This window comes from Cedecea sp. (assembly GCF_036500665.1).
In the GTDB taxonomy this organism is placed as follows: Bacteria; Pseudomonadota; Gammaproteobacteria; order Enterobacterales; family Enterobacteriaceae; genus Cedecea.
Genome location: NZ_DASYBS010000093.1, coordinates 1 through 13,003 on the forward strand (window position 1 = coordinate 1; position 13,003 = coordinate 13,003).

General features: G+C 55.8%; 7 protein-coding genes. 6 read left to right on the forward strand and 1 reads right to left on the reverse strand.

From position 1 onward, the window contains the following. Window positions 1-440 precede the first annotated feature (440 nt). The 4 genes from metA (at window position 441) to aceK (ending at window position 6,346) form a co-directional block, all read left to right on the forward strand. Window positions 441-1,370: a homoserine O-acetyltransferase MetA gene (gene metA, locus VGM55_RS14415; protein ID WP_061276085.1), complete on the forward strand. Its 930-nt coding sequence runs from the start codon at window positions 441-443 to the stop codon at window positions 1,368-1,370. Between the two features lie 245 nt (window positions 1,371-1,615). Further along, window positions 1,616-3,214: a malate synthase A gene (gene aceB / locus VGM55_RS14420; RefSeq protein WP_154188596.1), complete on the forward strand. Its 1,599-nt coding sequence runs from the start codon at window positions 1,616-1,618 to the stop codon at window positions 3,212-3,214. Window positions 3,215-3,244: 30 nt separating this feature from the next. Further along, window positions 3,245-4,552 carry an isocitrate lyase gene (aceA, locus tag VGM55_RS14425; RefSeq protein WP_154188595.1) on the forward strand — a complete coding sequence of 436 codons (1,308 nt, stop codon included), beginning with the start codon at window positions 3,245-3,247 and terminating at the stop codon, window positions 4,550-4,552. Window positions 4,553-4,603: 51 nt separating this feature from the next. Further along, the gene (gene aceK, locus VGM55_RS14430) at window positions 4,604-6,346 is read left to right on the forward strand and encodes a bifunctional isocitrate dehydrogenase kinase/phosphatase (protein ID WP_331635854.1); all 1,743 of its coding nucleotides are present in this window, start codon (window positions 4,604-4,606) and stop codon (window positions 6,344-6,346) included. Between the two features lie 141 nt (window positions 6,347-6,487). On the opposite strand, the gene iclR is transcribed toward aceK, so the two are convergent. Continuing rightward, window positions 6,488-7,321, reverse strand: coding sequence for a glyoxylate bypass operon transcriptional repressor IclR (iclR, locus tag VGM55_RS14435; RefSeq protein WP_331635855.1), 834 nt, complete (start codon window positions 7,319-7,321; stop codon window positions 6,488-6,490). A 191-nt stretch (window positions 7,322-7,512) separates the two neighbouring features. On the opposite strand from iclR, the gene metH reads away from it, so the two are divergent. Together metH and VGM55_RS14445 are read left to right on the forward strand one after the other, a co-directional pair. Further along, entirely contained in the window at window positions 7,513-11,196 is a 3,684-nt protein-coding gene (gene metH / locus VGM55_RS14440) for a methionine synthase (RefSeq protein WP_331635856.1), read from the forward strand. Between the two features lie 144 nt (window positions 11,197-11,340). Then, on the forward strand, window positions 11,341-12,972 hold the full coding sequence (locus VGM55_RS14445) for a Na/Pi cotransporter family protein (protein WP_331635857.1): 1,632 nt from the start codon (window positions 11,341-11,343) through the stop codon (window positions 12,970-12,972). Window positions 12,973-13,003: the final 31 nt, after the last annotated feature.

Below are 13,003 nucleotides of genomic sequence, written 5' to 3' on the forward strand. Positions count from 1 at the left end.
GGTATCAGGAAATTATCTGCACGAGCATGGGCATGCGACAAACGTGTCGGGAACACGTTTGAACGCCGTGTGCGGCGGCCCCAAAGGGGCGAGTATCAGGATGATACGAGTACTGTAGGAACTGCCAGGCATCAAATAAAACAGAAAACCTCAGCCTGACGGCTGGGGTTTTTTGTTTATCTGGCATCAAATAAGCATTAACCCCGGCCGGAAGACCGGGGTTTTTTGCTTTTATACCCTTCATATTTTTAACTCTCTACGGCAGATTTATCCACTGCATTCCTGCCTTCAATCCAGCGTAAGCATCTGCCCTTCGTTATCACTCTTAAATGAAACATTTTCACCTTTTCGCTTCTGACTCGACATTGATCTATAAACTCGGTATCGTCAGGTGTCTGGATGTCTAAACGTTTAAACGTATGCTTTGAGGATATAAGGTTATGCCGATTCGGGTGCAGGACGAGCTACCAGCCGTCAATTTCCTGCGTGAGGAAAATGTCTTTGTGATGACTTCATCGCGCGCCAGCAATCAGGAAATACGTCCGCTAAAGGTACTGATCCTGAATCTGATGCCGAAGAAAATTGAGACGGAAAACCAGTTCCTGCGGCTGCTCTCCAACTCTCCGCTGCAGGTGGACATCCAGCTGCTGCGCATTGATAGCCGTGAATCTCGCAACACGCCTAGTGAGCATCTCAATAACTTTTACTGTAATTTTGAAGATATCCAACACGATAACTATGACGGCCTGATTGTGACCGGCGCGCCGCTTGGGCTGGTTGAATTCAACGATGTCGCTTACTGGCCGCAGATCCAGCAGGTCCTGGAGTGGGCCAAAGATCATGTCACCTCAACGCTGTTTGTCTGCTGGGCCGTGCAGGCCGCGCTGAATATTTTGTATGGTATTCCGAAGCAAACTCGGGATGAAAAGCTGTCTGGCGTCTACGAGCACCATGTTACTCAGCCCCATGCTTTGCTGACGCGCGGCTTTGACGACTCATTCCTGGCGCCTCACTCTCGCTATGCCGACTTCCCTGCACAACTGATTCGGGACTACACCGATCTGGAGATCTTTGCCGAAACAGAACAGGGCGATGCCTATCTGTTTGGCAGCAGGGATAAGCGCATTGCGTTTGTGACCGGCCACCCGGAATATGACGCGTTGACGCTGTCAGGTGAATACTTCCGCGATGTCGAGGCGGGGCTTCAGCCGGAAGTACCGTATAACTACTTCCCGGGTGACGATCCGGCGAAAAAACCACATGCGACCTGGCGCAGCCACGGTAACTTGCTGTTCACCAACTGGCTGAACTATTACGTCTACCAGATCACGCCGTTCGACCTGCGCCACATGAATCCGACGCTCGATTAAGCGTTTCAGCTTCCCACCACAGGCGCCTTCGGCGCCTTTTTTCTATTCTGAAAACCACTTCCCTGCCTGTAAAAACTTTAATCTCATAAATATCAATGCGATAAATCAATTTAAAATCAAAAATGGAAATTGTTTTTGATTTTAAAAATTCATGAAGTAGTCTTAATTCTGTTGCATGAAAACTGCACAGCCGTGCGCGATTCACTTTTGGCCGTCTCGACGGGATAAGACGAAGGAGTAACCGAATGACACAACAGACAGTTAGCGAAGAGCTGGCCTTTAGCCAGCCGTTTGGCGAGCAAGAGAAGCAGATCCTCACCCCGGAAGCCGTAGAATTCCTCAGCGATCTGGTGAGTCGCTTTACTCCACAGCGCAACAAGCTGCTGGCATCTCGCATTGCTGAACAGCAGGCTATCGACGGCGGAAAGCTTCCTGATTTTAATTCGGAAACTGATTCCATTCGTAAAAGTGACTGGCAGATTAGAGGCATTCCTCAGGATCTCCTCGACCGTAGGGTAGAAATTACCGGGCCGGTTGAACGTAAGATGGTGATCAACGCCCTGAATGCTAACGTAAAAGTCTTTATGGCCGACTTTGAGGATTCCCTGGCGCCGAGCTGGAGCAAAGTCATCGACGGCCAGATCAACCTGCGCGATGCGATTAACGGCACCATCAGCTGGACCAATGAGGCAGGCAAAATCTATCAGCTGAAGCCCGACCCGGCGGTCCTGGTTTGCCGCGTGCGCGGCCTGCATCTGCCTGAAAAACACGTGGCCTGGCGTGGGGAAGCTATCCCAGGCAGCCTGTTTGATTTCGGTCTCTATTTCTTCCATAACGTCAATGCTCTTCTGGCAAAAGGCAGCGGCCCTTATTTCTATCTGCCGAAAACACAGTCGTGGCAAGAGGCCGCCTGGTGGAGCGAAGTATTCAGCTTTACGGAAGATCGGTTCGATCTGCCGCGTGGCACCATTAAAGCGACCTTGCTGATCGAAACGTTACCGGCCGTCTTCCAGATGGACGAGATCCTGCACGCGCTGAAAGATCACATTGTCGGCCTGAACTGCGGGCGCTGGGACTACATCTTCAGCTACATCAAAACCCTGAAAAACCATCCGGACCGCGTCCTGCCGGACAGACAATCCGTGACGATGGATAAACCGTTCCTGAATGCTTACTCGCGCCTGCTTATCAAAACCTGTCATCGTCGCGGTGCGTTTGCGATGGGCGGCATGGCGGCCTTTATCCCGAGCAAAGACAGCGCGCGGAATGAATGGGTGCTGAACAAAGTTAAAGCGGACAAAGAGATGGAGGCCAACAACGGCCACGACGGCACCTGGATTGCGCATCCGGGACTCGCGGACACGGTTGTTGAGGTGTTTGGCAAAGCGCTGGGCGAACGCCATAACCAACTGGACATCAGCCGCAGCGAAGATGCGCCCATTACCGCGGCACAGTTGCTTGAGCCTTGTCCCGGCGAGCGTACCGAAGAAGGCATGCGCGCCAACATCCGCGTTGCGGTGCAGTACATCGAGGCGTGGATCTCCGGCAACGGCTGCGTACCGATTTACGGGCTGATGGAGGATGCCGCGACCGCTGAAATTTCTCGTACTTCCATCTGGCAATGGATCCACCACCAAAAGACGCTAAGCAACGGCCAGATCGTGACGAAAGCGCTGTTCCGCCAGATGCTTGCCGAGGAGATGTTGGTGATTCAGGACGAGCTGGGCGACCAGCGTTTTAGCCAGGGACGCTTCGATGAAGCTGCGAGGCTGATGGAAAAAATTACCACTTCAGAAGAGTTAATCGACTTCCTGACGCTGCCGGGCTACCGCCTGCTTGCCTGAACCTAACCTTATAAAAATGGAGCATCCGAAATGAAAACCTCTCGTAGCCAACAGATTCAACAAGTACAACAGGAATGGACACAGCCGCGTTGGGAAGGCATTGAGCGTACCTATAGCGCAGAAGACGTGGTGAAACTGCGTGGTTCGCTGACCCCGGAATGTACCCTGGCACAGCACGGCGCGGCGAAACTCTGGCGCCTGCTGCACGGTGAGTCGAAAAAAGGCTATGTAAACAGTCTTGGGGCGTTAACCGGTGGCCAGGCTTTGCAGCAGGCTAAAGCCGGTATCGAGGCTATCTACTTATCCGGCTGGCAGGTTGCGGCGGATGCTAACCTGGCCTCCAGCATGTATCCGGATCAGTCGCTTTACCCGGCTAACTCGGTGCCTGCGGTAGTCGATCGGATCAACAACAGCTTCCAGCGCGCGGATCAGATCCAGTGGGCATCGAATATTGAGCCGGGCGATCCACGCCACGTTGACTACTTCCTGCCGATCGTGGCGGATGCGGAGGCGGGCTTTGGCGGCGTGCTCAACGCGTTTGAACTGATGAAGTCGATGATTCAGGCCGGTGCCGCTGCGGTGCACTTTGAAGACCAGCTTGCCTCGGTGAAGAAGTGCGGTCACATGGGCGGCAAAGTATTGGTCCCGACCCAGGAAGCAATCCAGAAATTAATCGCCGCTCGTCTGGCGGCCGACGTGATGGGGGTTCCTACGCTGCTGATCGCTCGTACCGATGCCGATGCGGCAGACCTGATCACCTCCGACTGCGACGAATATGACCGCGAGTTCATTACCGGCGAGCGTACGCAGGAAGGTTTCTATCGCACTCGGGCTGGCATTGAGCAGGCTATCAGCCGCGGCCTGGCTTACGCCCCTTATGCCGATCTGGTCTGGTGTGAAACCTCTAAACCCGATCTGGACCAGGCTCGTCGCTTTGCTGAGGCTATCCACGCTCGCTTCCCAGGCAAGTTGCTGGCCTACAACTGTTCGCCATCATTTAACTGGAAGAAAAACCTCGATGACAAAACCATCGCTTCCTTCCAGCAAGAGCTGTCGGACATGGGCTACAAATACCAGTTCATCACCCTGGCGGGGATCCATAGCATGTGGTTCAACATGTTCGACCTGGCGCACTCTTATGCGCAGGGTGAGGGAATGCGCCACTATGTTGAGAAGGTACAGCAGCCTGAATTTGCTGCCGCTTCTGAAGGCTACACCTTCGTTTCTCACCAGCAGGAGGTGGGCACCGGCTACTTCGACCGTGTCACCACCATTATCCAGGGCGGTGCCTCCTCCGTTACCGCACTGACCGGCTCTACTGAAGAAGAGCAGTTCTGATCCTAAAATCCCTCTCTTATTGGGAGAGGGCACAATCCGGCGGAGAAGCCTATGACGCGTGGCCTCGAACTTCTGATTGCCCATACCATCCTGCAGGGATTTGACGCGCAATACGGGCGATTTCTTGAGGTCACTGCCGGGGCGCAGCAGCGCTTTGAGCAGGCCGACTGGCACGCTGTTCAGCAGGCGATGAAAAGTCGTATCAACCTCTACGATCACCATGTTGGGCTGGTCGTCGAGCAGCTTCGCTGTATCACCGGCGGCCAAAATACCGACGCCGCGTTTTTGCTGCGGGTGAAAGAGCAGTACACCAAATTATTACCGGATTACCCGCGTTTTGAGATTGCCGAAAGCTTCTTCAATTCAGTCTATTGTCGGCTCTTCGACCATCGCTCGCTGACTCCCGAGCGGCTCTTTATTTTTAGCTCTCAGGCAGGCAAACAGCTTCGGCCGCTGCCTCGCCCTCTGGCCAAAACTTTTTTCCCGGAGCAGGGCTGGACGACGTTGCTCACGACCTTGCTTTCCGATCTCCCGCTGCGCCTGCCCTGGCAAGATATTGCGAGGGACGTTGGTTTTATACTGGCCCATCTATATGAAACGTTCGGCGCAGAAGCATTGCGAACGGCCACGCTCGAAGTCGCCAACGAGCTGTTTTATCGTAATAAAGCCGCCTGGCTGGTCGGTAAGCTGGTTTTACCTGAGGGTAAAGTTCCTTTTTTATTACCCATTCACCGTACTGATGACGGGCGGCTGATGGTCGACACCTGCCTCACCAGCGCCCCTGAAGCCAGTATCGTCTTTGGTTTCGCTCGCTCCTATTTTATGGTGTATGCCCCTTTTCCCGCTGCGCTTGTTGAGTGGTTACGCGAAATTTTACCGGGGAAAACCACCGCTGAGCTGTACATGGCCATTGGCTGCCAGAAGCATGGCAAAACCGAGAGCTATCGCGAATATCTGACCTACATTAACAACACGCCCGAGCAGTTTATTGAGGCGCCCGGCATACGCGGCATGGTGATGTTGGTCTTTACCCTGCCGGGCTTCGACCGCGTTTTTAAGGTGATAAAGGATAAATTCGCCCCGCAGAAAGAGGTTAGCGCGGAGAGAGTACGTGCCTGTTACCAGCTGGTAAAAGAGCACGATCGCGTAGGGCGCATGGCGGATACCCAGGAGTTTGAAAACTTCGTGCTGGACAAGCGGCAAATCAGCCCGGGGCTAATGGCGCTGCTGCGGCAGGAGGTACCGGAAAAGCTTACCGATCTCGGCGAGCGTATTGCTATTAGCCATCTCTATATTGAGCGGCGTATGGTGCCGCTTAATCTGTGGCTTGAGCAGGTAGAGGGCCAGCAGCTACGCGATGCTATAGAAGAGTACGGCAACGCAATTCGCCAGCTCGCCGCGGCGAATATCTTTCCCGGCGATATGTTATTTAAAAACTTTGGCGTTACGCGCCATGGTCGGGTGGTGTTCTACGACTATGACGAAATTTGCTATATGACCGAGGTGAACTTCCGTGATATCCCGCCGCCGCGCTACCCGGAAGATGAGCTTTCGGCTGAGCCGTGGTACAGCATCTCGCCGGGCGATGTCTTCCCGGAGGAGTTCCGGCACTATCTTTGCGCGGACAGGCGCATTCGCCCGCTATTTGATGAAATGCACGCCGACCTGTTCCGGGCGGACTTCTGGCGAGCGTTGCAAACCCGCATCCGCGAGGGCTATGTAGAAGATGTCTTCGCCTATCGCCGCCGCCAGCGCTTCAGCCAGCGGTTTGGCGAAGTGAAGCGAGCGGGCTAGCGGCCCGCAAAATAGCCAACAAGATTTCGTGCTCTAAAAAGGCTGAACGCTGGTCCGATAAAAGCAATGAATAATGTTTACTGGTTTGCCCCAAAAGGCCGAAAACCACGTTTTCGGCCTTTTGTCATTAATCCTGGCGGGCTAGCGCCCGCCGCCGTAGGCCTGAGTAATTTCCTTCGCTGCTTTAATCACCAGCGCGCCCAGCTCCGTTACGCGGTCATCGGTGATGCGCGAAATCGGCCCGGAAATGGAGATTGCGGCGAACGCCTCGTGGTGCTCGTCGTAGATACACGAGGCGACGCAGCGCAGCCCCAGCGCGTGTTCTTCATCGTCAAATGAATAGCCGCGCTTGCGCGTTTGCGCCAGATCTTCTTTGAGATGCAGCGGAGAAGTCAGCGTGGCCGGCGTGTAGTTGTGCAGCCCCTTGCGGTGCAGCAAACTGGCAACTTCATCATCGTTCAGGTGTGCCAGAAACGCTTTTCCCGCGCCGGAGGCGTGCATCGGCAGCTTGCCGCCAATGGGGGCCGACATACGCATCAGCTGAGTACACTGAACCTGGTCGATAATAATCGCCTGATGATCGCTCTTGTCGAGCACCGCGAGGTTAACGGTTTCGCCGGAGGCTTCCATCAGTTTGCGCAGGATCGGGTGCACAATGGCCAGCAGGTTGCGGCTTTGCAGGAAGCTGCTGCCGACGACAAAAGCGTGAGCGCCAATCGTCCAGTGGCCCAAATCGCCTACCTGGTGAACGAAGCCTAACTGCTGCATCGTGGTCAGCAGACGGTGGGTCGTGGAGTTTGGCAGGCCGGCCTGCTGGGCAAGCTCGGTCAGCGCCACGCTGCCGTGAGATTCGGCAATCCACTCCAGCAGTTTGAGGCCGCGAGTGAGTGATTGAACCTGCCCGGTGGCCTGCGGGGCAGCGGTGACTGCGGCGCGGGGTTTCTTACCTCGTTTAGCGGGGACTGTAGCAACCATACCGGACTCCTTTTTCGTATCGTGGAAATCATTTTCGTTTTATTTGGCGAATTTGCAACCGCTCACGGACTGATCGGATGAGTGATGCTGAACATCTCTCATGTTCCTGACGTGCGGCTTTTACGACCCTGTAGTTTGTGCAAGTATGGGGCTGCAGGTCCGTCAGTCAGGGAAAAAAGGTGGGAGTGAGCGTGAGTAACAATGTAGAGAAGCTGAAGCAACAACTGAGTGAACGCATTCTGGTGCTGGACGGCGGTATGGGGACCATGATCCAAAGCTACCGTCTTGATGAGAGCGATTTCCGCGGAGAGCGTTTTGCCGACTGGCCGTGTGACCTTAAGGGCAACAATGACCTGCTGGTGCTTAGCAAACCGGAAATTATCGCCGCGATTCACTATGCCTACTTTGAGGCAGGCGCAGACATCGTTGAAACCAACACCTTCAACTCCACAACCATTGCGATGGCTGACTACCAAATGGAATCGCTGTCGGCGGAAATTAACTACGAAGCCGCGAAGCTGGCGCGTGCCTGTGCCGATGAATGGACGGCACGTACGCCGGAAAAACCACGCTATGTCGCCGGTGTGTTAGGCCCAACCAACCGCACGGCTTCAATCTCCCCGGACGTGAACGACCCGGCCTTCCGCAACATCACTTTTGATCAACTGGTCGCCGCTTACCGTGAATCGACCAGGGCGCTGGTGGAAGGCGGGGCCGACCTGATCATGATCGAAACGGTTTTCGACACCCTCAATGCCAAAGCCGCCATCTTCGCCGTAAAGGCGGAGTTTGAAGCGCTCGGCGTTGACCTGCCGATCATGGTTTCTGGCACCATTACCGATGCGTCAGGCCGTACGCTTTCCGGTCAGACGACGGAAGCTTTCTATAACTCCCTGCGCCACGCCGACGCGCTCTCCTTCGGACTTAACTGCGCGCTGGGGCCGGACGAACTGCGCCAGTACGTGGCTGAATTATCGCGTATTGCCGAGTGCTACGTGACCGCTCACCCTAACGCCGGTCTGCCAAATGCTTTCGGCGAGTACGATCTCGATGCAGACGTGATGGCGCAGCAGATTGGGGAATGGGCACAGGCCGGATTTCTGAATATTGTCGGCGGCTGTTGTGGGACGACGCCTGCGCATATCGCCGCGATGAGCGCAGCGGTAGCTGGCGTTGCGCCGCGTCAGCTCCCCGAACTGCCGGTTGCCTGCCGCCTGGCCGGACTTGAGCCGCTGAACATTGGCGCAGACAGCCTGTTTGTGAACGTAGGCGAACGTACCAACGTCACCGGCTCGGCTAAATTCAAGCGGCTGATCAAAGAAGAAAAATACAGCGAGGCGCTGGACGTTGCGCTGCAGCAGGTCGCCAGCGGCGCGCAGATCATTGACATCAACATGGACGAGGGGATGCTCGACGCCGAAGCGGCGATGGTGCGCTTCCTCAACCTGATTGCCGGCGAGCCGGATATCGCCCGCGTGCCAATCATGATCGACTCCTCGAAATGGGACGTCATCGAGAAAGGGCTGAAGTGCATTCAGGGCAAAGGTATCGTTAACTCCATCTCGATGAAGGAAGGCATTGAGCCGTTTATCCACCATGCGAAACTCGTACGCCGCTACGGCGCGGCGATGGTGGTGATGGCATTCGACGAAGCGGGTCAGGCGGATACCCGCGAGCGCAAAATCGAGATTTGCCGCCGCGCCTACAAAATTCTTACCGAAGAGGTGGGCTTCCCACCGGAAGACATCATCTTTGACCCGAACATCTTCGCGGTGGCGACCGGCATCGAAGAGCACAACAACTATGCGCAGGATTTTATCGGCGCCTGCGAAGACATTAAGCGCGAGCTGCCGCATGCGATGATTTCCGGCGGCGTGTCTAACGTCTCCTTCTCCTTCCGCGGCAACGATCCGGTACGCGAAGCCATTCACGCGGTATTCCTCTATTACGCGATCCGCAACGGCATGGATATGGGGATCGTGAACGCCGGGCAGCTGGCGATTTACGACGATCTTCCGGCCGAGCTGCGTGACGCTGTAGAAGACGTCATTCTTAACCGGCGTGATGACAGCACCGAACGGCTGTTAGAGCTGGCTGAAAAATATCGCGGCAGCAAAAGTGATGAAGCCGCCAATGCGCAACAGGCCGAGTGGCGCAGCTGGGACGTTGTTAAGCGGCTTGAATATTCGCTGGTGAAAGGGATCACCGAGTTCATCGAAGCAGATACCGAAGAGGCTCGCCAGCGGTCGGCTCGCCCAATCGAAGTGATTGAAGGCCCGCTGATGGCGGGGATGAACGTGGTCGGCGATCTGTTCGGTGAGGGGAAAATGTTCCTGCCGCAGGTGGTGAAATCGGCCCGGGTCATGAAGCAAGCGGTGGCTTATCTCGAGCCTTATATCGAAGCCAGTAAGGAAAAGGGATCGACTAACGGCAAGATCGTCCTCGCCACGGTGAAAGGCGACGTGCATGACATCGGCAAGAACATCGTCGGCGTGGTGCTGCAGTGTAACAACTACGAAATTATCGACCTTGGCGTGATGGTGCCCGGCGAGAAAATTTTGAAAACCGCCCGCGAAGTGGGCGCGGATATTATCGGCCTTTCCGGGCTGATTACGCCTTCGCTGGATGAAATGGTCAACGTCGCCAAAGAGATGGAGCGCCAGGGCTTTACGCTGCCGCTGCTGATTGGTGGAGCGACGACGTCAAAAGCCCATACGGCGGTGAAAATAGAGCAGAACTACAGCGGCCCAACCGTCTACGTACAGAACGCCTCGCGTACCGTCGGCGTGGTTTCTGCTCTACTTTCAGAAACCCAGCGCGATGAATTTGTCGCCCGTACCCGCAAAGAGTACGAAGTGGTGCGAACGCAGCATGCGCGTAAAAAACCACGCACGCCGCCGGTTACGCTGGAGGTAGCGCGGGATAACGACCTTCCTTTTGACTGGGAAAGCTACACGCCTCCGGTTCCGCATCGGCCGGGCGTGCAGGAAGTTACCGCCAGCATTGAAACGCTGCGGAACTACATCGACTGGACGCCGTTCTTCATGACCTGGTCGCTGGCCGGAAAATACCCACGCATTCTGGAAGATGAGGTTGTTGGCGAGGAAGCAAAACGCCTGTTTAAAGACGCCAACGACATGCTGGATATGCTCCACCGGACGAAAACAATGACGCCACGCGGCGTGGTTGGCCTGTTCCCGGCGAATCGGGTGGGGGACGATGTTGAGATTTATACCGACGAAACGCGGACTCAGGTTAAAGCCGTCAGCCGCCATCTGCGCCAGCAAACCGAAAAAAGCGGCTTCCCGAACTACTGCATTGCCGACTTTGTTGCGCCTAAGCACAGCGGTAAAACAGACTACATCGGTGCTTTTGCGGTCACCGGCGGTGTTGAAGAAGACGACCTGGCGGGCGCCTACGATGCGCAGCACGATGATTACAACAAAATCATGGTGAAAGCCGTTGCGGATCGCCTGGCCGAAGCCTTTGCTGAATATCTCCATGAGCGCGTGCGTAAAGTCTATTGGGGCTATGCGGCGACGGAAAATCTCAGCAACGAGGAGCTTATCCGCGAGAATTATCAGGGGATTCGCCCGGCACCAGGCTACCCGGCTTGCCCGGAGCACACGGAAAAAGCGGCCATCTGGGCGCTGCTGGACGTCGAAAACGTGATTGGCATGAAGCTTACCGAGTCTTACGCCATGTGGCCAGGCGCGTCCGTTTCAGGGTGGTACTTCAGCCACCCGGACAGCAAGTACTTTGCCGTCGCGCAAATTCAGCGTGACCAGGTCGAAGACTATGCTCGCCGTAAAGGTATGCCGGTCAGCGAGGTTGAACGCTGGCTTGCGCCGAACCTCGGGTACGACGCCGACTGACTCACAAACCTGTTATCTTTCCTTACAACTTACAGGGCGCTCTATGGGCGCCTTGTCTCTTTATTGAAGTTAACCCCTTATACTGAAGGAGGGTGGCTATTTTTGCCTCAGGAACCCTAAAAACGATAAGGAGAATAAAAATCCGTGCTGACTTTGTTACACCTGCTGTCCGCCGTTTCACTGCTGGTTTGGGGCACGCACATTGTGCGTACCGGTATCATGCGTGTTTACGGTGCCAACCTGCGCAGCGTGCTTAGCCACAGCGTAGAAAAGAAACCGCTCGCCTTCTGCGCCGGGATAGGCGTTACCGCGCTGGTGCAAAGCAGTAATGCCACCACCATGCTGGTGACCTCGTTTGTTGCCCAGGACCTGGTGGCGCTGGCCCCTGCGCTGGTGATCGTGCTCGGGGCTGATGTCGGTACAGCGCTAATGGCGCGTATCCTGACCTTCGATCTTTCGTGGCTTTCGCCGCTGCTGATTTTTATCGGCGTTATTTTCTTTCTCAGCCGAAAGCAGACCCGTGCGGGACAGCTTGGCCGCGTAGGGATTGGTCTGGGCCTTATTCTGCTGGCGCTGGAGCTGATTGTTGGGGCCGTGACGCCGATTACCCAGGCGAACGGTGTTCAGGTCATCTTCGCCTCTCTGACCGGCGATATCATGCTCGACGCGCTGATTGGCGCGATGTTCGCCATCATCAGCTACTCCAGCCTGGCTGCCGTTTTACTGACGGCCACGCTGACGTCTACCGGCGTGATCTCCTTTGATGTGGCGCTGTGCCTGGTCATCGGGGCCAACCTGGGCTCCGGCCTGCTGGCGATGATCAACAACAGCGCCGCGAATGCTGCGGCCCGCCGGGTGGCGCTGGGCAGCTTGCTGTTTAAGCTGGTGGGTAGCCTGCTGGTGCTGCCGTTTGTGCATATTCTTGCCCGGCTGATGCATCACCTGCCGCTGCCTGAATCAGAGCTGGTTATCTACTTTCACGTCTTTTACAACCTGATCCGCTGCCTGGTGATGGTGCCTTTTGCCGAGCCGATGGCGCGTTTCTGCCGCCGGGTTATCAGCGAAGCGCCGGAAGTCGACGCCCGCATGAAGCCGAAGCATCTCGACCCGACGGCACTGGATACGCCCGCGTTGGGGTTATCTAACGCCGCGCGTGAAACTCTTAGAATGGGGGACGTGCTGGAACAGATGCTGGAAACCTGGAGCAAGGTGATGCACGGCGAACCGCGCCAGGAAAAAGAGCTGCGCAAGCTGGCCGACGATGTGGACGTGCTGTATACCGCCATCAAGCTTTATCTGGCGCAGATGCCAAAAGAAGATCTGGCGGAAATGGAGTCGCGACGCTGGGCGGAAATCATTGAAATGTCGCTAAACCTGGAACAGGCGGCAGACATCATCGAACGCATGGGCAGCGAAGTGGCGGATAAATCTCTTGCCGCGCGTCGGGCTTTCTCGCAGGACGGCCTGACCGAGCTGGATAACCTGCTTCAGCAGCTGATCAGCAACCTGCAGCTCAGCCTGTCGGTATTTTTCTCAAGCGATCTGGGCAGCGCCCGCCGCCTGCGCCGCAATAAGCACCGTTTCCGCATCATGAACCGCCGCTTCTCCCATGCCCACGTTGACCGCCTGCACCAGCAGAACGTGCAGAGCATCGAAACAAGTTCGCTGCACCTTGGGCTGCTGGGGGATATGAAGCGCCTCAACTCCTTGTTCTGTTCCGTCGCCTACAGCGTGCTGGACCAGCCGGACGATGACGACGAACGGGATGAGTATTGATCGTTAACCCGGCATCGCTCTATAATTGAAC